The 21,275-nt window shown below is 71.0% G+C and carries 17 protein-coding genes and 2 pseudogenes; 9 read left to right on the top strand and 10 right to left on the bottom strand.

All coding sequences use genetic code 11. From position 1 onward, the window contains the following. Positions 1-240 precede the first annotated feature (240 nt). Positions 241-888: a dihydrofolate reductase family protein gene (locus JW613_RS29660; protein ID WP_209213964.1), complete on the top strand. Its 648-nt coding sequence runs from the start codon at positions 241-243 to the stop codon at positions 886-888. Positions 889-1,100: 212 nt separating this feature from the next. Here JW613_RS29660 and JW613_RS29655 read toward each other — a convergent pair whose 3' ends face one another. From JW613_RS29655 to ychF, 5 genes and pseudogenes are all read right to left on the bottom strand, one after another. Then, positions 1,101-2,210 (bottom strand): cytochrome P450, encoded by a 1,110-nt coding sequence (locus JW613_RS29655; protein WP_307866091.1) that lies wholly within the window; start codon positions 2,208-2,210, stop codon positions 1,101-1,103. Further along, the gene (locus tag JW613_RS36085) at positions 2,207-3,505 is read right to left on the bottom strand and encodes a cytochrome P450 family protein (RefSeq protein ID WP_307866090.1); all 1,299 of its coding nucleotides are present in this window, start codon (positions 3,503-3,505) and stop codon (positions 2,207-2,209) included. Before JW613_RS36085 ends, JW613_RS29655 begins: the two co-directional genes overlap by 4 nt. Before the next feature lie 399 nt (positions 3,506-3,904). Next, a pseudogene (locus JW613_RS36965) lies at positions 3,905-4,103 on the bottom strand (sugar phosphate isomerase/epimerase); the annotation flags it as partial. Positions 4,104-4,132: 29 nt separating this feature from the next. Beyond that, positions 4,133-4,333, bottom strand: a pseudogene (locus tag JW613_RS36960) (sugar phosphate isomerase/epimerase); the annotation flags it as partial. Positions 4,334-4,608: 275 nt separating this feature from the next. Continuing rightward, positions 4,609-5,697 (bottom strand): redox-regulated ATPase YchF, encoded by a 1,089-nt coding sequence (ychF, locus tag JW613_RS29645; RefSeq protein WP_209213962.1) that lies wholly within the window; start codon positions 5,695-5,697, stop codon positions 4,609-4,611. Between the two features lie 213 nt (positions 5,698-5,910). Here ychF and JW613_RS29640 point away from each other — a divergent pair, with 213 nt between their 5' ends. Continuing rightward, positions 5,911-6,633 (top strand): DUF6542 domain-containing protein, encoded by a 723-nt coding sequence (locus JW613_RS29640; RefSeq protein ID WP_209213961.1) that lies wholly within the window; start codon positions 5,911-5,913, stop codon positions 6,631-6,633. An 18-nt stretch (positions 6,634-6,651) separates the two neighbouring features. On the opposite strand, the gene JW613_RS29635 is transcribed toward JW613_RS29640, so the two are convergent. Next, positions 6,652-7,689, bottom strand: a complete 1,038-nt coding sequence (locus JW613_RS29635; protein WP_099883750.1) for a 4-hydroxy-3-methylbut-2-enyl diphosphate reductase — start codon at positions 7,687-7,689, stop codon at positions 6,652-6,654. A 142-nt stretch (positions 7,690-7,831) separates the two neighbouring features. Here JW613_RS29635 and JW613_RS29630 point away from each other — a divergent pair, with 142 nt between their 5' ends. From JW613_RS29630 to JW613_RS29615, 4 genes are all read left to right on the top strand, one after another. Next, positions 7,832-9,280 (top strand): APC family permease, encoded by a 1,449-nt coding sequence (locus tag JW613_RS29630; protein ID WP_209213960.1) that lies wholly within the window; start codon positions 7,832-7,834, stop codon positions 9,278-9,280. Positions 9,281-9,352: 72 nt separating this feature from the next. Then, a complete protein-coding gene (gene xseA / locus JW613_RS29625) occupies positions 9,353-10,567 on the top strand; it encodes an exodeoxyribonuclease VII large subunit (protein WP_209213959.1) in 1,215 nt (404 codons plus the stop codon). A gap of 10 nt (positions 10,568-10,577) precedes the next feature. Then, entirely contained in the window at positions 10,578-10,898 is a 321-nt protein-coding gene (locus JW613_RS29620; RefSeq protein ID WP_245226497.1) for an exodeoxyribonuclease VII small subunit, read from the top strand. Positions 10,899-11,071: 173 nt separating this feature from the next. Beyond that, positions 11,072-11,665 (top strand): malonic semialdehyde reductase, encoded by a 594-nt coding sequence (locus JW613_RS29615; protein ID WP_209213958.1) that lies wholly within the window; start codon positions 11,072-11,074, stop codon positions 11,663-11,665. Positions 11,666-11,850: 185 nt separating this feature from the next. Here the strand turns inward: JW613_RS29615 and JW613_RS29610 are convergent, their stop codons facing one another. Further along, complete coding sequence (locus tag JW613_RS29610; RefSeq protein ID WP_307866089.1) at positions 11,851-12,453, bottom strand: DUF4245 domain-containing protein; 603 nt, start codon at positions 12,451-12,453, stop codon at positions 11,851-11,853. Positions 12,454-12,694: 241 nt separating this feature from the next. Here JW613_RS29610 and glpX point away from each other — a divergent pair, with 241 nt between their 5' ends. Continuing rightward, positions 12,695-13,729: a class II fructose-bisphosphatase gene (glpX, locus tag JW613_RS29605; RefSeq protein ID WP_209213957.1), complete on the top strand. Its 1,035-nt coding sequence runs from the start codon at positions 12,695-12,697 to the stop codon at positions 13,727-13,729. Positions 13,730-13,985: 256 nt separating this feature from the next. Here glpX and JW613_RS29600 read toward each other — a convergent pair whose 3' ends face one another. Both JW613_RS29600 and JW613_RS29595 read right to left on the bottom strand, forming a co-directional pair. Continuing rightward, on the bottom strand, positions 13,986-14,360 hold the full coding sequence (locus JW613_RS29600) for a WhiB family transcriptional regulator (protein WP_209213956.1): 375 nt from the start codon (positions 14,358-14,360) through the stop codon (positions 13,986-13,988). Between the two features lie 238 nt (positions 14,361-14,598). Then, a complete protein-coding gene (locus JW613_RS29595) occupies positions 14,599-15,372 on the bottom strand; it encodes a DUF1707 SHOCT-like domain-containing protein (RefSeq protein ID WP_209213955.1) in 774 nt (257 codons plus the stop codon). 157 nt (positions 15,373-15,529) lie between these two features. Here JW613_RS29595 and JW613_RS29590 point away from each other — a divergent pair, with 157 nt between their 5' ends. Continuing rightward, the gene (locus JW613_RS29590; RefSeq protein WP_245226496.1) at positions 15,530-17,230 is read left to right on the top strand and encodes a fumarate hydratase; all 1,701 of its coding nucleotides are present in this window, start codon (positions 15,530-15,532) and stop codon (positions 17,228-17,230) included. A 93-nt stretch (positions 17,231-17,323) separates the two neighbouring features. Then, positions 17,324-20,839, top strand: coding sequence for an NACHT domain-containing protein (locus JW613_RS29585; protein ID WP_209213954.1), 3,516 nt, complete (start codon positions 17,324-17,326; stop codon positions 20,837-20,839). A gap of 50 nt (positions 20,840-20,889) precedes the next feature. Here the strand turns inward: JW613_RS29585 and JW613_RS29580 are convergent, their stop codons facing one another. Further along, a complete protein-coding gene (locus JW613_RS29580; protein WP_209213953.1) occupies positions 20,890-21,258 on the bottom strand; it encodes a VOC family protein in 369 nt (122 codons plus the stop codon). Positions 21,259-21,275 lie beyond the last annotated feature (17 nt).

The raw sequence follows: 21,275 nt of genomic DNA, 5'->3' as shown, positions 1-21,275 counted from the left end.
GGATTGGTATGCCGAACTGCTACTAAAGCGATATCGAGTTGGCCGTCTCACTGTGCGGTCTGTGCGTCGGGCACGCCCTCATGGGTTTTGCGGAGGCGGTCGACCACCCACCGGGAGTCGCCGCCCGGCGCGCGGCTGCGGGAGCTTGATGAGAACGGCACGATGCGGCGATGAGTTTTCCCGTCCCGGCCGGTCCACCGTTCGTCAAGTGATCACAAAGCGCGAAGCAGGAGGAGCGACATGAGCCAGTTGCTGCGGGTCCAGAACTTCACCGTCTCAAGCGACGGGTTCGGCGCCGGCGAGGGCCAGAGCCTGGAGAAGCCGTTCGGCCATGCCGATCCGGGGACCTTGCTCGCCTGGGCCTTCGCCACCGACCACCCACCCGTCAGCCGCTCCGGGCCCGCCGGCAGCCGAGGCCTGGACGACTACTTCACACGGGACCACACCCGCAACATCGGCGCCGAGATCATGGGCCGCAACAAGTTCGGGCCGCAGCGCGGGCCCTGGCAGGACCACGAGTGGCAGGGGTGGTGGGGTGACGAGCCCCCCTTCCACACGCCGGTGTTCGTCATGACGCACCACAAGCGCCCGTCGTTCACGCTGTCCGACACCACGTTCCACTTCGTCGACGACGACCCGGCCGCGGTGCTCGCCCGGGCGAAGGAGGCAGCGCAGGGCCGGGACGTCCGGCTCGGCGGTGGGGCAACGACCATCCGTCGGTTCCTGGAGGCCGGCCTCGTCGACACCCTGCATGTGGCGGTAGCCCCGACGAAGCTCGGCTCCGGGTCCCGGCTGTGGCAGTCCCCCGACGAACTGCTCGACCGGTTCCACCAGGACGTCGTCCCCAGCCCGAGCGGCGTGACGCACCACCTGTTCTGGCGCAAGTGAGCCGATCAGCCGTCGGGGCACACCAGACGTTGCCCCGGAACTCCACCCCAAGGCTCTGACCTGCAAGAATTCCAGCTCTTCCCAGTGCCGCCGGCACGGGAGCCGCGAGAGAGTGCCGGACGGGCTGAAGTCGGCCCGTCCGGCAGGACCGGGGCCTTAGGGGCGGAGCCCCCGGGAGCAACGGGAAGGGCCGACCACCGGCAGTGTCGGCCTCAGCGCAGCCGGACCGGCAGTTCCTGGTAGCCGTTGATGCCCAGGGACGGCACCCGGGAGGCGGGCCGTCCCGTGAGAGCCAGTCCCGGGAAGGCAGCGAAGAGCCGCTGCAGGGCGATCTCGGCTTCCAGCCGGGCCAGCGACGCACCGGGGCAGCGGTGCGGGCCGTAGCCGAAGGCGAGATGCCGGGAGGCGTCGGCACGGCCGGGAGCGAAGACCTCCGGATCACCGTCCGGGAAGGCGTGCGGGCAGCGCTGAATGGCCGACAGTGGCACCAGTACGGCCTCTCCCTTGCGGATCATGTCGCCCTCGACGTCCACGTCGTCGAGCGCGTAACGGAACATCAGATGACGGGTGGGAGACTCCCAGCGCAGCGCCTCTTCCACGATGCCGGGCCACGGGTCCTCCCCCGCCTCCTGCCGGGCTCTCGCGGCCTGGAGCGTCTCGGGGTGCGTCAGCAGCCCTTTGACGGCGTGGCAGATCAGACTGGCCGTCGTCTCATGGCCGCCGATCACGGTGGTCACGAGGTTTCCGATGACCTCCGCCTCGCTCAGCTCCCCCTCGTCCATGGCGGCAACCAGGTCCATGGTGAGGTCGTCCCGGTCGCCGCGGGCGCGCTTCTCCTCGATCAGTGCCAGCAGCGTCGCCGGGAAGCGGTGGGAGACCGTCTGCTGCACCTCTTCCGCGCTGGCCTCGGAGTTCAACGCCGCCGCCGACAGCTCGTGCAACTCCTTGCGCAGGATGCCGTCTTCGGGCACGCCGAGCAGTGAGCAGATGACATCCAGCGGCAGCGGCAGCGCGAACCCGGCGAGCAGATCCGTCTCCGTCCCGGCGGGGACGGCGGCCAGCCCCGCCAGCAGGCGGTCGGTAATGGCCTCGATCTGGGGACGCAGCGCCGCTACGCGGCGGGGCGAGATGGCACGCTGGATGGGGAGCCGCAGCCGGCGGTGGGTCTCGCCGTCGGTGGTGAGCAGGCCCTTGCCCTCCACGATGAACAGCAGCGGCCAGTCGGCGGGTATCTCCCCGCGTGCGTGCGCGCCCCAGTGCTGGATGTCCTTGGAGAAGCGGGGGTCGCCCAGCACCAGGGCGCCCGCCTCCCGCGTCGTCACCGCTTTGGCCACCACGCCACCAGGGAGCGCCACAGTGGCAACCGGCCCTGCGGCTCGGAGGGCTGCGCCTTCCGTTCCGTGGAGATCGGCCGGGGCGGGTTCGAGAGAAAGCGGTGCTGTGCTGTCCACTGCTGTCCGTTCATGGGAGAAGTCGGCGGATAAGGGAATATCACGGGAAGCGCAGTGGGCGACCTGGCCATGTACGGAAGGTCCCAGGTGAGGCTCTCCTTGGGAACGGCCAGCCGCATGCCCGGCAGCCTGTTCCACAGCACTTCGAGCCCCGTACGGACGATGAGCGTGCCCAGGTCCGGTACCGGGCAGCCGTGGGAACCGGCGCCCCAGGCCAGGTGCGACCTGTTGGTGCGGGAGACGTCCCAGCTGGTCGACATCATCATCGGGTCACCTCCGGTCGCAGCGAGGCAGATGATCGCCATGTCCCCGCAGTTGACCGGATAGCCGCCCAGCGTGGTGTCCTGGGTGGCCCAGCGGCCGATGAGGTTCTGGACGGGGGCGTTGACCCACATGACGCGGTTCATCGCCTCCTCCATCTGACAGCGCCCGGCGATGACATCCGCGTTGAGCTCCGGATTTGTCAGCAACTCCAACACGGTGTTGCAGATCCAGGTGTTGCCGGCGCCGCGCCCGCAGACGATCTGCAGCCACACGTCCTCGCTCAGCTCATGAACGTCCAGCTGCTGCTCCATCTGCCGGTTGTAGTGGTGCATCCAGGAGATGAGGTCGGGCCCCGGGTCCCTCTGCTTCTCCTCCACCAGGGCCCGCATCCGGACGTCGAGATCCGCGGCGGCACGGTGGGCCCCGGGACCGCCGCTGAGCATCTCGTGAATAGCGGTGCCGGTGGCCAGCGCGCCGGCCTCGTCCATACCCATCAGCCGCATCATGACCAGCAGCGGCAGCTGGAGCGCGTACTGGTCGAGGATGTCGGCCTCGTTCCATTCCCCGGGCCCGTCCGCGGGGAAGAACGAGGCGATGAGCTGCTCCGCGAGGTCTTCGATGAGGGTGCGGGTGAACAGCAGGTCGATCTTGGCCAGCGCCTTGTTGCCCGGACCGGAGAGGCGTGAGTGCTCCATGCCCTCGGCGTAGAGGCGGCTGCGCCGGTAGGCGATCTGGGGAATCAGCGGGTGGTCGGGGAGCGCACCTTCGGCGAAGTCGCGGTACCAGCGGGAGTCCCGCGTCCACACATGGCCGCGGTTCTGGAGAATCTCCAACTGGTAGGCGTGGTCCAGGACGAGGTACCCGCGGAAGGCGCCGGTCTCCTCCAGGGTGACAGGCGCCACAGGACCGAAGGTCTTGCGCAGACTTTGGTAGTACGAGAACGGGTCGCGCGCGAAATCCTGGCCGTAGAGGGGGGCACTACGTGTCGGCCAGGCAGTACGGACATGCGGCCAGGGATCGCCAAGCGCAGTTCTTGAGGCATGAGTTGGCACGGCCACATCCTCCAGGGCAGTACTCACCTGAGGCAACTGTTACTGGAGGGGCAGAAGTTACTTCTGTGCTCAGAGGCCCGGCCCGACAGCGCCTTCCTCACCAGGCCGTCAGGAGTACTCGACAGACCTTTCCGGAGATAAGGGGGCGCACCGCCTCGGGAGGTGAAGGGTGAACCCGGGAGGTAAGGGGCGGCACCCGCAGCCCTACCTCCCGCCGGCATCCGCGCCACCTCCCGGAGCGCGAACCTCTCAAGGGGCCGGCTCCTTGGTGATGCGGTCCGGCATCAGCGCCGAGGGCTCACGTGCCCGCTCCTCCCAGGCGAAGACACAGGCGGTGGCGACCCCGTCGAAGCTGAGCTCACGCTGGGTACCGAAGAAGCTGTTCCAGTCGACCTTGGCCCTGGCCGATGCCGAGGTGCTGATGGATACGCGCCGGCGTGCCTTGGGGTGTCCCCCCAGCTCGAAGAGCTGGGGGACGGAGTGCGGGGCGCAGTACAGACAGTTCGGCCAGAGCTTGTCGATGGCGCGCACGAGGTCGACGACGGGAGTGTGCTCCTCGCAGAAGTCGTCCGGGTGCGCTTCGAGGTTGAGCGCCATGCCTTCGCGTGCGAAGGACGGAAGCAGTTCCTCCGTCGAGCGCCAGAGGACGGCCTCGCTCTGCGCTGCCCGAGCCGGTCGTGGCCTGTTGTACAGCGTCGTCTTGAGGACCGGGACCGGCCTGCTGGAGATGTCGGCTGCTTGCGTCCTGAGCGCGCGCACCGGCGCGGGGCCGCGACCCGTCGCCGAGCGCGTACAGCCGGTCGGCGCCACGTTCCCAGGCGCCCGGTGACGAGTTATCAGTTCACCAGCGACCAACCAGCGACCAGAATCCCGGCGGGCTGGGCCCGGCATCGGACCCACCCCACCTGACCTGATGGTTTGACTGGACGCGGACGATCAGTCAGCGGTGCGCGCTACACGTTGAAGCGGAACTCCACCACGTCGCCGTCGCGCATGACGTAGTCCTTGCCCTCCATGCGGGCCTTGCCCTTGGCGCGGGCTTCGGCCACGGAGCCGGTTTCCAGGAGGTCCTCGTAGGAGATGACCTCGGCCTTGATGAAGCCCCTCTGGAAGTCGGTGTGGATGACGCCGGCGGCTTCGGGGGCTGTGGCGCCCTTCTTGATGGTCCAGGCGCGGGCTTCCTTGGGGCCTGCCGTGAGGTAGGTCTGCAGGCCGAGGGTGCGGAAGCCGACGTGGGCGAGGGTGGCGAGGCCGGGCTCTTCCTGGCCGACGGTCTGGAGGAGTTCGAGGGCCTCTTCCTCGTCCAGTTCGACGAGGTCGGCCTCCAGCTTGGCGTTGAGGAAGACCGCCTCGGCGGGGGCCACCAGGGCGCGCTGCTCCTCCTTGAAGGCCTCGTCGGTCAGCTCGTCCTCGTCGACGTTGAAGACGTAGATGAACGGCTTGGTGGTCAGCAGGTGCAGCTCGTGCAGCGGCTCGGCGCGCTCGGTGCCCTGGGCGAGGCCGGCGGAGAAGAGGGTGCGGCCCTCCTCCAGGATGTCCTTCGCCTCCTGGACGGCCTTGACCTGCGGCTGCTTGTCCTTCTTGACCCGCGCTTCCTTCTCCAGCCGGGGAAGGACCTTCTCGATGGTCTGGAGGTCGGCCAGGATCAGCTCGGTGTTGATCGTCTCGATGTCGTCCTTGGGCGAGATCTTTCCGTCCACGTGTACGACGTTGTCGTCCTTGAACGCGCGGATGACCTGGCAGATGGCGTCGGACTCACGGATGTTCGCCAGGAACTTGTTGCCCAGGCCCTCGCCCTCGCTCGCGCCGCGCACGATGCCCGCGATGTCGACGAAGTCGACGGTTGCGGGGAGGACGCGCTGGGAGTCGAACAGCTCGGCGAGCTTCCCCAGCCGGGGATCGGGGACGCCCACGACGCCGACGTTCGGCTCGATGGTGGCGAACGGGTAGTTGGCCGCCAGCACCTCGTTCTTGGTCAGGGCGTTGAAAAGGGTCGACTTGCCGACGTTCGGCAGGCCGACGATTCCGATCGTGAGCGACACGTTGCGACTACTTCCCGTTGCCCCTGGCGGGGGATCTCCATAGTGGGGTCTCTGCGCGGACAGACGGCCCGGAGGCCGACCACCCAGTCTACGGGCGCCCGCACCAGCGCTGCCGGGCCCTGCCCGGAGCTGCACAGTGCCGGTTCGGTGGTATTGGCGGAATCCGCGTGTCCATGACCTCGCCTGCGCCCCCACAGCACCTACCGTGGCCAGGTGGAGCAACGCAGCGCGCGCACGACCCAGCACGATCCGTACGAGCGGTACGGTGCCGCTCCCCCGGGCAGCGGCGCCGACGGGGGCGGGGCCGCCGTCCGGCACAGCCCCAGGCTCCCGCACCTGGCCGCACCCGCGCCCGCGGACCCCGGAGCCCAGGCGCAGGCGCATGCCCCGGCGCAGGCGGGGCCCTCGGCCGGTGCGAGCGGCGCCGCATCGAGAGCCGCCCCCCGGCGGGCGGCGTCCCGGCAGCCGGCGGACCGGCGGTCGACCGACCGGCAGTCGGCCGACCGCAAGCGGACACCGCGGCGTGGGACGGCCCGGCAGGCACCGCGGCTGACGGGGCTGGGCGTCGGAGTGTTCGCCTCGCTGCTGATGGTGCTGCTCGGCGGTCTGGTATCGCTGATGCCCGGCGGGGCGCCCGCGTTCTACGGCATCGGTTTCCTGCTCGTCGCCATGGCCGCCGCGGTGTGGGTACGGCCGGCGGAGCTGTTCGCCGCGCCGGTCGCCGCTCCCCTCGCGTACACGATCGGGCTGTTCTTCGCCGGGGGCACCGGCGACGGCTTCACCGGTGTCCTCCAGAACGTCTTCACGGGTCTCGCCCTGCACGCGGTGTGGCTGTACGCGGGCACGCTGGCCGCCGCCGCGATCGCGCTCATCCGGAAGGGAGCACTCAGCCTGGAGCGCCGCCGTGCCTGGCGGCGCGCCGGGAAGAGCGGGTGACGGGCGGCCCCGTCGGGGTCAGGCCCGCAGCCGTTCGGCGGCCTCGGCACGCAGATCGCGGCGCAGCTCCTTGGGAAGCGAGAACTGCATGTGCTCGTCGACCGGCTTGACGATCTCGACCTCGTCCCAGCCGCGCTGCGCCAGCCACTCCAGGACGCCGTCGACCAGCACCTCCGGCACGGAGGCTCCGGAGGAGAGGCCGATCGTCTCGACGCCCTCCAGCCATGCCTCGTCGATCTCGTCCGCGTTGTCGACCAGGTGGCCGTCCTTGGCGCCGTGCGTCAGGGCCGTTTCGACCAGGCGTACGGAGTTGGAGGAGTTCTTGGAGCCGACGACCAGCACCAGGTCGGCGTCGGCGGCGACCTGCTTGATGGCGGTCTGGCGGTTCTGGGTGGCGTAGCAGATGTCGTCGCTGGGCGGCGAGAGGAGGTTCGGGTAGCGGCCCTTGAGCGCGTCGACCGTCTCCATGGTCTCGTCCACCGAAAGGGTGGTCTGGGAGAGCCACACCACCTTCTCGGGGTCGCGGACCTCGACGTTCTCAACATCCTGGGGCCCGTCGACCAGCGTGATGTGGTCGGGGGCCTCGCCGCTGGTGCCGATGACCTCTTCGTGGCCGTCGTGGCCGATCAGGAGGATGTCGTAGTCCTCCTTGGCGTACCGCACGGCCTCCTTGTGCACCTTGGTGACCAGCGGGCAGGTGGCGTCGATGGTGGCGAGCTTGCCGCGCTCGGCCTCCTGGTGGACGGTGGGTGCCACGCCGTGCGCGGAGAAGATGACGATCTCGCCCTCGGGCACCTCGTCGGTCTCCTCGACGAAGATGGCGCCCTTCTTCTCCAGGGTCTGGACCACGTACTTGTTGTGCACGATCTCGTGCCGCACGTAGATCGGAGCGCCGTACTGTTCCAGCGCCTTCTCCACGGCGATCACCGCGCGGTCCACGCCCGCGCAGTAGCCACGGGGGGCCGCGAGCAGGACGCGGCGGCGGCCCGGAGCGGTGGATTGCGGAGCGTCGGCTTCCGGTGCGTCGTCGGGCCTGCGGTCGGGCGAACCAGTCATGGCTCCATCGTAAGGGCCGTACTCATGTCCTTCCGGGGAGCACCGGGAGCGTGGAAGCGCGGAGGGCGCGCGGTCGCGCAGCGCGCACGGGGCCAGGCGTGTGTCCGCTGCCGACAGGTGTGATCTGCGGCAAGCTGGCCCCATGCCTTCAGCTCGCTCGCACACAGCCGACATCCTGGGAGGCGGCCCGGGCGGTTCCCTGCGGCGCAGCCTGTCGCTGCGCGACCTGATCGTCTACGGGCTGCTGTTCATCGCGCCGATGGCGCCGGTGGGGATCTACGGTGCGCTGGACGCGCGCAGCCACGGTGTGGTCCCGCTGGTGTACGTGGTCGCGACGGTGGCCATGTCGTTCACGGCCTACTCGTACGCCCGGATGATCCATACGGTGCCGCAGGCGGGCTCCGTGTACGCGTACGCGCGCGTGGGCCTCGGAAACGGCCCCGGCTTCGTGGCCGGCTGGATGATGATGCTCGACTATCTGCTCATCCCGGCCGTCGCCTACCTCTTCTCCGGGATCGCCATGGCGCAGCTGGTGCCCGAGGTGGACCAGTGGATCTGGACGGCCATCGCGGTGGTGGTGACAACAGCGCTCAATCTCTCGGGCGTACGCCGTGCGGCAGTGGTCGGTTTTCTGGTGCTGGCCATGGAGATCCTGGTGCTGCTGGTGTTCGTCGTCGCGGCACTCGTCGTCCTGGCGCAGGACGGGCCGCAGCGCGGCTGGCTCTCGCCCCTGACCGGGGACCGCGCCTTCTCGATGACGGCGCTGCTGGGCGCGGTCTCCGTCGCGGTGCTGTCCTTCCTGGGCTTCGACGCCATCGCGAACTTCGCGGAGGAGGCGGTGGGCGGCAAGGGGAGCAGCGCCCGGCTGGTCGCCCGGGCACTGGTGTGGTGCCTGCTGGTGACCGGTGTGCTCTTCGTGCTCCAGACGTATCTGGCCGCGCTGCTGTCGCAGGACTCCTCGCGCCATCTCGCCGAGAACCCGGCCGAGCAGGGGGCTGCCTTCTACGCCGCGACCGAGTCGGCGATCGGCGGCTGGCTGGAGACGACGGTGGCGGTCAGCAAGGCGATCGGCGCCGCGTTCGCGGCGCTGGCCGGGCAGGCGGCGGCCTCCCGGCTGCTGTACGCCATGGCGCGGGACCGGCGGCTGCCGCGCTTCCTGGGCAGCGTCGGGCTGCGTACCGGGGTGCCGGGGCGGGCGCTGCTGCTGAGTGCGGTGCTGACGATGTGCGCCGCGGTGTGGGCCGCGCGGGCCGCCGACGGTCTGGACCGGCTGGTCTCCATCGTGGACATCGGCGCCCTGTTCGGTTTCGGCATGCTGCATCTGTCGGTCATGGGCTACTACGGGCTGGGACGGCGCGGGGGCGGGCGACCGGCGGCCGGGAGCGGACAGGCCGAAGGCAGCGCCGAGCGGCATCGGATGAGCGCGCTGTGGGACTGGGCGGTGCCGCTGGTGGGGCTCGCAATCGTCGTCGCGGTGATCGTCACCGCCAACCGTGAGGCGCACTGGGTGGGGCTGGTGTGGCTGGTGATCGCGCTGGTGGCGCTGGCAGTGCTGCGCCGCCGGGACAAGCGGGAGGCGGCGGCCGGCTGACCCGCTCCCGAGGTTCCCCGGCCCCCGGGTGGGCAGGGCGGGGCTGTCGGTGGCAGGGCCTAGCCTTCTCGCATGGCTCTCACCACGTCCGCCGAATCCCCGATCCCCGTCAGCGAGGTCTCCCGGCTGATCCGCGGCTGGATCGACCGGTTGGGCGCCGTCTGGGTCGAGGGGCAGATCATCCAGCTCTCCCCCCGGCCGGGCGCCGGAATGGTCTTCTTGACCCTGCGCGACCCCTCCCGCGAGGTCTCGCTGAGCGTCACCTGCTTCCGCCAGGTGTACGAGCAGGTCAAGGACGTCATCAGCGAGGGCACCCGGGTGATCGTCCACGCGAAGCCGGAGTGGTACGAGAAGACGGGGCGGCTCTCGCTGCGCGCCGCCGAGATCCGGCCGGTGGGTGTGGGCGAGCTGCTGGTCCGGTTGGAGCGGCTGCGCAAGGCGCTGACGGCCGAGGGGCTGTTCGCGGCGGAGCGCAAGAAGCGGCTGCCGTTCCTGCCGCAGCGGATAGGGCTGATCACCGGCCGCGCCTCGGACGCCGAGCGCGATGTGCTGCACACCGCGCGGGAGCGCTGGCCCGCCGTGCGCTTCGAGGTGCGCAACACGGCGGTGCAGGGCGCCTACGCGGTCCCGCAGATCATCGAGGCGCTGCACGAACTGGACGCCCGCGAGGACGTGGACGTGATCATCGTGACACGGGGCGGCGGCGGGATGGAGGATCTGCTGCCGTTCTCGGACGAGCGCCTGGTGCGCGCCGTCGCCGCGGCACGCACCCCGGTGGTCTCCGCGATCGGGCACGAGGCGGACTCGCCGCTGCTGGACCTGGTGGCCGACCTGCGCTCCCGTACGCCCACCCACGCGGCCAAGGACACCGTTCCCGACGTCGGCGAGGAGCATGAGCGGGTGCGAGCGCTGCGGGAGCGCGCCTGGCGAGTGATCAACGGGCTGCTGGAGCGCGAGGAACGCGGCCTGGCCGAGGTGATGAGCCGACCGGCGATGGCCGACCCGCACGTCATGGTGGAGGACCGCGAGGAGGAGGTCGCGGCGCTGCTCGACCGCTCCCGGCGTGTGCTCGACCACCGGCTGGCCCGCGCCGAGGACGCACTGACGCACACCCGTGCCCGGGTCGTCGCGCTGTCACCGGCCGCGACGCTGCAGCGGGGCTACGCGGTGCTGCAGCGGGAGAACGGCGCCGTGGTGCGGGACGCCGCCGAGGTCGCGGAGGGCGACCGGCTGCGGGCCCGGGTGGCAGAGGGAGAGTTCGGCGTCGCTGTCGGACCGCCCGCATAGGCTTGCGGTCATGACGACGGAAACGGAAGCTCAGGCGGCCGGGAGCGGCCCGGCAGCCGCCGCGGGGGACGCGGCGGCCGACGCGTCGCAGGCGGAGCTGGCCACGGCGGACGCGCTCAGCTACGAGCAGGCGCGGGCCGAGCTGGTCGAGGTCGTACAGCGCCTGGAGTCCGGCGGCTCGACGCTGGAGGAGTCACTGGCGCTGTGGGAGCGCGGCGAGGAGCTGGCGGGCATCTGCCGCGCCTGGCTGGAGGGGGCACGGGCCCGGCTGGACGCGGTGCTGGAGGAGGAGGAAGAGGAAGCCGCGGAGGAGGACGAAGAGGAGCGGTGAGCGGGAACCGGTGAGCGGGAGCCGTAGGACGGGGGTCGAGGGGGTTCGCCAGGGCGGCGCCCCCGGCGGCGGATCCGGAGCCCGGACCGGGGCCTTTGTTCAAGGTTGAACTAGTGCTGGTTACACTTGCCTGACCACCCTGTACGTCGCACGAAAAGGCAAGGCACCCGACCATGGCTCTCGCCCTCGACCCCGCAGCCCAGGACCTCCTCTTCCGTGAGGCCCGTACCGCCAACACGTTCACGGACGAGCCGGTCACCGAGGAGCAGGTCCAGGCGATATACGACCTGGTGAAGTACGGGCCCACGGCGTTCAACCAGTCGCCGCTGCGTCTGACGCTGCTGCGCTCCTCCGAGGCCCGCGAGCGGCTGCTGACGCACATGGCCGAGGGCAACGTGCCCAAGACCCGCACGGCGCCGCTGACCGCGATCCTCTCCTACGACCTGGACTTCCACGAGCGGCTTCCCGAGCTGTTCCCGCACGCCCCGCACATCAAGGACGCGTTCTTCGCCGAGGAGAGCGCGCGCGAGGGCGCCGGCGCCCTCAACGCCACGCTGCAGGCCGGGTACTTCATCCTCGGCGTGCGCGCCGCCGGGCTCGCGGCCGGGCCGATGACCGGCTTCGACCCGGAGGGCGTCAACAAGGAGTTCTTCGGCGACGGCCGCCAGCGCGTACTGCTGGTCGTCAACATCGGCAAGCCGGGCCCCGACGCGTTCGCCCCCCGCTCGCCCCGGCTGTCCTACGACGACGTCGTGACCTCCCTGTGAGGCGACGACCTGCCGGCTGTCAGCCGCACAGCTGACAGCCGCCCCACAGACGGCCCCCCGCGCACACCCCCCCCTCGCGCGGGGGGCTTTCGCCTTTCAAGGGTCCAGAACTGGACCCTTCCCTTCGCACCCCTACGCCCCATGGCGACCATGGGGCCGGACCATGGCGACCGCCGTGGAGCCGCCTACTCGGCTGCGGGCTGCGCGGAACCGCTCCCGTCGGGCTTCTGGGAGTTCCCCGGCTTCAGGGACTTGGCCTCCAGCGCTTCGGCGAGCTCGCCCAGCTGCCGGAAGCTCGCGGTGCCCGTGACCACCGTCACCGACTTGCCGTCGGCGGCGGGCCGCACCAGCGCGTCGTACTTCTGGCCCTGGTAGCGGGTCCACTCCTCGCCCGCGACGCGCTGCTTCTTCGATGTCTTCTGGGCACCCTGTGTGACGTCGTCGATGAACCGGACCGGCCGTTCCTGGTCGCTCTGTTCGACGGCGGCGTACTCGTTGTCCGGCGTCACGAAGCCCAGGTGCCAGACGGTGCCCTTGGGGCCGTCCGCCGTGTAGCGGACGGAGGTGGCACGCCACTCCTTGGACAGCCCCTGCGGTGCGGCCACCGGATACGGTGCCGCGCGCCGTGCCGATGCCAGCTCCACGCGATAGCTGACCGTCTTGACCGGGTCCTTGTTCTCGTCGTGCGGGATGAACAGGTAGATGACCCAGGCGGCGAGGATGATCACCGCCAGCGAGATCACCATGTCACGCACGGCCTGGGCGCCGCGCTTCTTGTCTGCTGCCACGCCCCCATCGTCCCTTATGCCGGTCGGCGGCTTGCGTGAGGGGGCGGCCGGTCCGGTGCCGCCCCTGCTGCCGCGGCGTCGCCTCCGGCCCTCCTCGCCGCCTCCTTGGACCTGCTCATCCGTGGGCGCCCCTGCTCAGTCTGCGATGTACAGGTAAAATCCTGCCCACCCTCGCCGAATCGGCACAGCTCGCGTCGCCGTAGTGGCCGTCCAGAGTCGCCGTACAGAAAGGTGTGTTCCGATGACTGAACACAACCACCTGCCCTCCCCGCTCGAAGTCAGCCCGGAGGCCCCGGACCGCAACCTGGCGCTGGAGTTGGTGCGGGTCACCGAGGCGGGGGCGATGGCGTCGGGCCGCTGGGTCGGCAAGGGCGACAAGAACGGCGCCGACGGGGCGGCCGTCAAGGCGATGCGCACCCTCGTCTCCACGGTCTCGATGAACGGCGTGGTGGTGATCGGTGAGGGCGAGAAGGACGAGGCCCCGATGCTCTACAACGGGGAGCGCGTCGGGGACGGCACGGGCGCCGAGTGCGATGTCGCGGTGGACCCGGTCGACGGTACGACGCTCACCGCCAAGGGCATGGGCAACGCCGTCTCGGTGCTGGCGGTGGCCGAGCGGGGCTCGATGTTCGACCCGAGCGCGGTCTTCTACATGGACAAGCTGGTCACGGGCCCCGAGGCGGCGGAGTTCGTCGACATCACGGCACCGCCGGCGGTGAACATCCGGCGGATCGCCAAGGCCAAGGGCTGCGGCGTCGAGGACGTCACCGTCGTCGTGCTCGACCGCCCGCGCCACGAGGGGCTGGTGAAGGAGATCCGCGAGGCGGGCGCGCGGATCAAGTTCATCTCGGACGGCGATGTCGCGGGCGCCGTGATGACCGTGCGCGAGGAGACCGGCGTCGACCTGCTGCTGGGCGTGGGCGGCACTCCCGAGGGCATCATCGCGGCCTGCGCGATCAAGTGCCTCGGCGGGACGATACAGGGCAAATTGTGGCCCAAGGACGACGAGGAGCGGCAGCGCGCGCTGGACGCGGGCCACGATCTGGACCAGGTGCTGCTCACCGACGACCTGGTCGGCGGCGAGAACGTGTTCTTCGTCGCCACCGGCATCACCGACGGCGACCTGCTGCGGGGCGTCCACTACCGCGGCGAGCGGGCCTTCACACAGTCGCTGGTGATGCGCTCGAAGTCCGGCACCATCCGTCAGATCGAGTCCGTGCACCGGCTCTCGAAGCTGCGCGCCTACAGCGCCATCGATTTCGACCGCGCGCGCTGAGGGCGGCGCCGCGCTGAGGCCGCCGCCACTGGTGACCCCCTCCCGCGAGCGCACCCCGCGTGGGCGGCTGCGCTTGCCCACCCTGCTCCCCCAGACTCCTCCCCCAGCCTCCGGCCGGGCGGTGCCCCCAGGGAGGTACCCCCAGGGCGCAGACTGCCCAAGCTTGCGGGGTAGCGATTCAGGGGCGCGGGGAACTGCGCGACCAGCCACAGAGCACCCGCAGAGCCCCACGGCCCTCCGCCCGGCGGCGAGGCGGCTACGCGATGCGGGGCACCTCCGTCGTCGGCTGCCCCGCGGCCGCGGCCTGTGCGGCGCGGCGGCGACGGGAGAGGACGACGCGGCGTTCGGCGGCGGTGAGGCCGCCCCACACGCCGTAGGGCTCGGGCATCACCAGGGCGTGCTCGCGGCACTCGACCAGGACAGGGCAGCGGGCGCAGACGCGCTTGGCGGCCTGCTCACGGGAGAGCCGGGCGGCCGTGGGCTCCTTGGAGGGGGCGAAGAAAAGGCCCGCCTCATCGCGGCGGCAGACGGCGTCCGCGTGCCAGGGGCCCGCTTGATCATCTCGCTCAGGCGTTCGCTGTACGGGGATGGTGGCGGCGGCCTGCAGGGACTGATGCGGCGTGTGCAGCACGGTCTGCTCCTGACGCGACGACGGAGGTTTGTTTCCCCTTCACCCGTCTTGCGGCGCACAGCAGTTCACGTTCCCCCACGGGCCCTCTCGGGGAGGGCCGGCTCGCGAACTCTCGCTGTGCGCAAGACGATGCCCGAGCCCTACCCGCTGTACGCGCCGGTATGCATTGCGTGTAGTCCGATACGCGCCCAGGCGTACGCTCCCCAGCGCGCGCAGAACCTCCGGTGCGCCCGCGTGCTCACAGCTCCTTGCGGAACCGGTCGCGCAGATTCTGAATGACGCGGCCACGCTTCGGTTTGGCGTCCACACCGCCGAAGATCGCGGCCCCCTCCACCAGCACGACCGGCGCGGTCGGGTCCGTGGAGTCGGTCACCTGGACGTCGAACCCACCGAAGATGCCGGCACCCTTCTGCTGCAGGGTGACGTTCTCCGGGACCCGGATCTCGATCCCTCCGAAGATCGCAGTGGCGTTGATCTGCACATGCGGGTGCTCGAACAGCGCCTCGGTCAGATCGATCTCGATACCGCCGAAACAGGCGAACGCGTTGATCTTCCGCGGAACCCGCCAGCGCCCCTTGCGCCCGGTGCCGCTGAAGATGGCGACCAGGTTCTCCTTGGGGCCGCTGCCGTGCATGGCATGGCTGGAGGTGTGGGAGGCGGCGAAGGTCGCGAACGAGGTGCTGTAGGAGCGCTGACCGCTTCCGCCCGGCTGCCCGTCACCGTCCTGCGACCCGACGGTGCCCGAGCGGCCCGCCGGCAGATCGCGGACGAGCGGCTCCAACTCGCCCATCGTCTTTGCCGCGTAGGCGGCCTCGACCCGCTCGCTGTGCTCCTCCGCGTCCAGCCTGCCCTCGGCAAGGGCCTCGCGGAGGATGTCGGCGACCCGGTCCCGGTCGGCGTCCGAGGCACGGACGGCGGCCTCCGCGGCAGGAGCGGGCGCGGCCGCGGGCTTCGGGGACCGCTCGGCGGACGGCTGCTTCTGGAGCGAAGTGCGCGAAGAGTCTTCAGTCACAACAGCAGCCTACCCAAACGCGATAGATCGCGACTACCCCCGCAGCGGCCTCTTGCGGGCGGGTTCTACGCTGTGAGACGCGCTCCCATCGTCGAGAGCCGGGCTCTTGTCGTCGAGCATCGTCGAGAGCCGCAAGTGTGAGAGGAAGAGTCCCCGTATGTCTGCCAGCTCCCAACCGGCCAGCCCGGAGTTCTCCTACACGGATCTGCTCCCCACCGGTGCGGACCCCGCACCGTACCGCCTGATCACCAGCGAGGGCGTGAGCACTTTCGAGGCGGACGGGCGCACCTTCCTCAAGGTGGAGCCGGAGGCACTGCGCAAGCTGGCGGCCGAGGCCATCCACGACATCCAGCACTATCTGCGCCCCGAGCACCTGGCGCAGCTGCGCCGGATCCTGGACGACCCCGAGGCCAGCGCCAACGACCGCTTCGTCGCCCTCGATCTGCTCAAGAACGCCAACATCGCGGCGGCGGGCGTGCTGCCGATGTGCCAGGACACCGGTACGGCGATCGTGATGGGCAAGCGCGGTCAGCAGGTGCTCACGGCGGGCGGCGACGAGGAAGCGCTCTCGCGCGGCATCCACGACGCCTACACCCAGCTCAATCTGCGCTACTCGCAGATGGCTCCGCTCACCATGTGGGAGGAGAAGAACACCGGCACCAACCTGCCCGCCCAGATCGAGCTGTACGCGACGGACGGCGACGCCTACAAGTTCCTGTTCATGGCCAAGGGCGGGGGCAGCGCCAACAAGTCCTTCCTCTACCAGGAGACGAAGGCCGTGCTCAACGAGGCGAGCATGATGAAGTTCCTGGAGGAGAAGATCCGTTCGCTGGGCACCGCCGCCTGCCCCCCGTACCACCTGGCGATCGTCGTCGGCGGCACCAGCGCCGAGTACGCGCTCAAGACGGCCAAGTACGCCTCCGCGCACTACCTCGACGAGCTGCCCTCCTCCGGCTCGCCCTCCGGGCACGGCTTCCGGGACAAGGAGCTGGAGGAGCAGGTCTTCGAGCTGACGCAGAAGATCGGCATCGGCGCCCAGTTCGGCGGCAAGTACTTCTGCCACGACGTACGCGTGGTGCGGCTGCCGCGGCACGGCGCCTCCTGCCCCGTGGCCATCGCGGTCTCCTGCTCCGCCGACCGCCAGGCCAAGGCGAAGATCACCGCCGAGGGCGTCTTCCTGGAACAGCTGGAGACCGACCCGGCGCGCTTCCTGCCGGAGACGACGGAGTCCGAGCTGACCGAGGGCGCGGGCCCGGACCTCGAAGCCGTCAAGATCGACCTGTCCCGTCCCATGGACGAGATCCTGGCCGAGCTGACCAAGCACCCGGTCAAGACCCGGCTGTCCTTGACCGGCACGCTGGTGGTCGCCCGCGACATCGCCCACGCGAAGATCAAGGAGCGGCTGGACGCGGGCGAGGAGATGCCGCAGTACCTCAAGGACCACCCCGTCTACTACGCGGGCCCGGCCAAGACGCCCGAGGGGTACGCCTCCGGCTCCTTCGGCCCCACCACGGCCGGTCGGATGGACGCCTACGTCGAACAGTTCCAGGCCGCCGGCGGCTCGAAGGTGATGCTCGCCAAGGGCAACCGCAGCAAGCAGGTCACCGACGCGTGCGCGGCGCACGGCGGCTTCTACCTCGGCTCCATCGGCGGCCCGGCGGCCCGGCTGGCCCAGGACTGCATCAAGAAGGTGGAGGTCCTGGAGTACGAGGAGCTGGGCATGGAGGCGGTCTGGCGGATCGAGGTGGAGGACTTCCCCGCCTTCATCGTCGTCGACGACAAGGGCAACGACTTCTTCGCGGACCCCGCACCCGAGCAGCCGTTCGTCACCTCGATCCCGGTACGCGCCGGGTCCTGACGGCCATCGAAAGCCCCCGCAACCGCGGGGGCGCTCCCGGCGCTCCAGGGCTAGGATCCTGCTTCTGACGGGTCGTGGGGCGGGGGGTGACCGGTGGCCCCGGATGGGACGGACGGCGCGCCCCGCTGGGGGAACCGGATCGACGGCGGCACGTTCGGCACGGTCATCCAGGCCGAACGGATCGACGCCGTGCACATCCACGTGCACGAGGAGACCGCCGAGCTGCCCAGGTCGCCGCTGCGCCTGTTCGTACTGGCGGGGCTGTTGCTCTGCGTCAGCGGCGGGCTGTGGATCGTTCAGCCCCTGGTGGCGGACGCGGTGCTGGCGGAGCAGCGGCGGCTGCCGGCGCTCGCCGCGCTGTTCGCCGCCCTGTCGGCGGGTGTCGCGGCAGTCGGCCGGATACGCGACCGGCGGCGGCTCACCCGCCCGCGGGCCACGCACTCCGGGCACCGGCTGGACCGGGCCGCCGAGGGGCTGGCCGAGGCACTGGTCCGGCAGTACGGCAGGCAGGACCAGCTCGCACTCGCTCCGGTGCACACCCCCACGCCCATTCCCGTGCGGTGGACGGCCGCCGACCCGTTGGTCACCGATCATGTGCCGAACGTGCTGGGCGCCTCGGCCCGGCACGACCTCCCGGCCGGGGACGACGCCGTCGCGGGCGGGCTGGAGACGGACGGCGAGTTCGCGGGAACGGCGGCGTTCTTCACCACGCTGCCCAGGCAGCGGCTGGTCATCCTGGGAGCGCCCGGCGCGGGCAAGACCGTGCTCGCCCACCGGCTCGCTCGTACGCTCCTGGAGGCGCGGGGCCCCGCGTCGGCGGCACCCGTCCCGGTCGTCCTGCCGCTGGCCTCCTGGAACCCGGGCGGCGGGCAGGGGCTGTGGCGCTGGGCCGCCGAGCGGCTGTGCGCCGAGCATCCGGTGCCGCTGCCCACGGTCGAGGTCGCCCTCGACCTGATCGAGTCCGGCCGTGTCCTGCCCGTGCTGGACGGCTTCGACGAGCTCCCGGACTCCGCGCAGGCGTACGCGCTCCGGCAGCTGCGCACCAGTCTGACCAGCCACGCGCGCTGCGTCCTCACCAGCCGCACGGCCGAGTACGCGCGGGCGGTGGAGCAGGCCGCCCTCCCGCTGCCCGGTGCCGTGGCGGTGGAACTGTGCCCGCTGACCACGGACGACCTGTGGCGCTATCTGCCCCGTACCAGCCGCCGCACCAGCCGCAGCGACCCGGCACACACCAAGTGGTCGCCGGTACTGGAGCGGCTTGCCGACGCCGACGACACGAGGCGCGAGACTCGGGTGCTGCGCCGGGTGCTCAGCACCCCGCTGATGGTGGCACTCGCCCGCGTCGCCTACAGCGAAACGGACGCCGACCCCGCCGAACTGCTCGGCGCCGGACGCTTCACCACCCGGCAGGCCGTCGAACGGCACTTGTACGACGCGTTCCTGACCGCCGCCTACGCGGACGCCTCGGGTGCGAGCGCAGCGAAGACACGGGAGCACGCCTCCTTCCTGGCCGCGCTCACCGGCCGCCTCGGCGGGCAGGAGGTCGCCTGGTGGCGGCTGGAGGAGGCACTGCCGACCTGGCTGCGACGGCTGAGCGTGCTGCCCGCCGCGCTGACGGCGACGCTCACCGTGTACCTGGCGGACTACAGCGCGCCCTGGTGGGACCGCTGGGTGCCGGTGCCGCTGTGGGCCGGATTCGGGCTGGGACTGTGCGCGTACGTGACCGCCAGGTACGGGGGCAGCGCCGCGCGGGCCCCGCAGCAGGTGCGGCTGCCACGCCCCGCGGATGTGCGGCAGGCGCTGCGCTGGACGGCGGTGGGGAAGCTCACCGGCTGGACCCTGGGCGCCGGCTGCCTGGTCTACCTGCTGACACTGGCCGACGAACCGGGGCAGCTGCGCCTCGCACTGCTGCTGTACGCCGTCTTCTTCGCACGCTCCGTGACCCGCTGGTGGCTCGCACGGGCCCGGCCGCCCGCCGATCCGGAGACGGCGGCGGAGCCCGCCCAACTGCTGCACCGGGACCGGCGCGCCACGCTGGCCCTCGGCGCGGCACCCACCTACCAGCCTGAAGAGATCCCCCTCGTGTGGGCCGCCCCCGTGCTGATGCTGGGCCTGTGGCAGCTGTCCCTCGGACGGGACGTGGTGACGGCCGGGACGTGGCTGGTGACCGTCGCCGGGACCCTGCTGAGCGGCTGGCTGTGCGAGATCGCCACCTCGGCCTGGGGCCGTTACACCCTGGCCCGCATCTGGTTCGCCGCGACCGGACGCCTGCCGTGGCGGCTGATGGACTTCCTCCGCGAGGCGCACGCCAAGGGTGTGCTGCGCCAGGCGGGTGGCGTCTACCGCTTCCGCCACATCGAACTGCGCAATCGGCTGGCCGACGACGTCCCCGCCCCGCGGAAGCCCCGTCACCGGCTCCCGAAGCTGGCTGAGGCGGCCCAGAACGGGGTCGTGGGCCTGGCCGGACTGCTCCTTTGCACCGCCGTGGTCCCGGGCGTGCTCGCGACGGGCCCCGCCCCGGGCCCGTATCCGGTGCCCGGCTCCGTCTGCACGGTGCTGTCCCCCGAGGTGCTCGACGCACTGATGGACGATCCGCGCCGGGTCGCCGACGGCGACACGTGTGCGGCGGGCGAGCAGGCGCCCTTCCGGCCGGAGGTCCAGGTACGTGTGCGGGTGCAGGCCATGGCGGGCGACTGGGCGGACAGCGGCCCGGCAAAGGCCCGACGGCGGTTCGCGCTCCTGCTCGGCAGCGAGCGCAGCGCCTGGAAGATCCAGCGGGCGGGCACGGGAGCCGACCAGATGTCCTTCGACGCCGCACCGGACCCGGCCGACCAGGCGGTCCGGGTGGTGACCGTGGCCCGCTTCACGGGCACCGGACGCCCCGCCCTGCGGCAGGCCCGGTACGCGGCACGCGACGGGAATCTGCTGGTGACCGTGGAGTTCGCCGAGGAGTTCGCCTCCCGGCGCAGGGTCGCGGCGGTCGCCGAGTCGCTGCTGCGCCGGGCGCTGGGCCGCACCGACGCCCGGGACCTGGCGGACATCCCCCGCACCGAGGTGCCCAAGGGCTCCCGGCTCGCCCGCTACCGGCACTCCGAGCAGCGCCTGCACGGTGCGGTGTGGGGCCGCGCGGAACGCTCGTTCATCTGGAAGTTCTCCCTGTTGGCCCTTCCGGTGCGCGCACCGAAGCACATGACGTGCACCTGGGCCCCGGAGGAGGAGGACCATGTGCGCGCCTACAACTGCGAGAACGCCACCTCTTTGCCTCGCACCTATCCCGCCGCCACCGAGCCGCCGGGCAACGCCCCCTGGCTGCGCCTGTACGCTGCCGAGCTGTCCTGCGGAGACAGCTGTGCGGACAACGAGGTCCGCGCCTTCGTCCGGGAGCGCCCCACCGGGAAGAGGAAGGGATGGCGCCGGGAGTCCGGCCAGCCCCTCTACTCGGTCCGGCGCACCGACGACGAGTACGAGCTGCGTATGTGGGGTGAGTACCGATACGGGCACGGCGAACGACGGCAGATCTGGCTGCGGGTGCGAGTGCGGCCGAACCACGCCGAACTCGCGCAGAAGATCGTCAACAGTGTGTACACCCAGGCCGGCGGCGGCCGGTGAGTCGCGCGCCGCAAGCGGCACAGGTCCCCGCCGGTGCGGCGGGGCGGGCCTCACAGCTCCTGCATCGTCCGGTGCAGCAGGCAGAACTCGTTGCCCTCCGGGTCGGCCAGCACCGTCCATGAGGCGTCCGGGGGCTGGCCGACATCGACCCTGGTGGCGCCCAGTTCCAGCAGGCGCCGCAGCTCCTGCTCCGTGGTACTGCCGTCGGCACGCAGATCCAGGTGGAGACGGTTCTTTCCGGGCTTGCGCTCCGGGACGGGCAGCACGTCGATGCCCGGCTGCGCCGGGTCGGACGGGCCGATCTCGATGCCGCCCTCGGACTCGTCCCTGACCTGCCAGTCCAGCACCCGGCACCAGAAGTCCGCCACGGCCGGCGGGTCCACGGCGTCGATGCACAGCACCGCGATACGACTCGTCATGGGACGGACCCTAGCCA

Origin of the sequence: Streptomyces smyrnaeus, from assembly GCF_017676345.1 — a bacterium.
Taxonomy (GTDB): domain Bacteria; phylum Actinomycetota; class Actinomycetes; order Streptomycetales; family Streptomycetaceae; genus Streptomyces; species Streptomyces smyrnaeus.
The sequence above is the reverse complement of the archived record's forward strand: the minus strand, read 5'-3'. Positions and strand labels throughout refer to the sequence as shown.

What these genes read in the sequence shown, in the direction of transcription:
- JW613_RS29660 (WP_209213964.1), top strand. Translation starts at nt 241, where the DNA reads ATGAGCCAGTTGCTGCGGGTCCAGAACTTCACCGTCTCAAGCGACGGG.
- JW613_RS29635 (WP_099883750.1), bottom strand. Translation starts at nt 7,689, where the DNA reads ATGACTGGTTCGCCCGACCGCAGGCCCGACGACGCACCGGAAGCCGAC.
- JW613_RS29630 (WP_209213960.1), top strand. Translation starts at nt 7,832, where the DNA reads ATGCCTTCAGCTCGCTCGCACACAGCCGACATCCTGGGAGGCGGCCCG.
- xseA (WP_209213959.1), top strand. Translation starts at nt 9,353, where the DNA reads ATGGCTCTCACCACGTCCGCCGAATCCCCGATCCCCGTCAGCGAGGTC.
- JW613_RS29620 (WP_245226497.1), top strand. Translation starts at nt 10,578, where the DNA reads ATGACGACGGAAACGGAAGCTCAGGCGGCCGGGAGCGGCCCGGCAGCC.
- JW613_RS29615 (WP_209213958.1), top strand. Translation starts at nt 11,072, where the DNA reads ATGGCTCTCGCCCTCGACCCCGCAGCCCAGGACCTCCTCTTCCGTGAG.
- glpX (WP_209213957.1), top strand. Translation starts at nt 12,695, where the DNA reads ATGACTGAACACAACCACCTGCCCTCCCCGCTCGAAGTCAGCCCGGAG.
- JW613_RS29590 (WP_245226496.1), top strand. Translation starts at nt 15,530, where the DNA reads ATGTCTGCCAGCTCCCAACCGGCCAGCCCGGAGTTCTCCTACACGGAT.
- JW613_RS29580 (WP_209213953.1), bottom strand. Translation starts at nt 21,258, where the DNA reads ATGACGAGTCGTATCGCGGTGCTGTGCATCGACGCCGTGGACCCGCCG.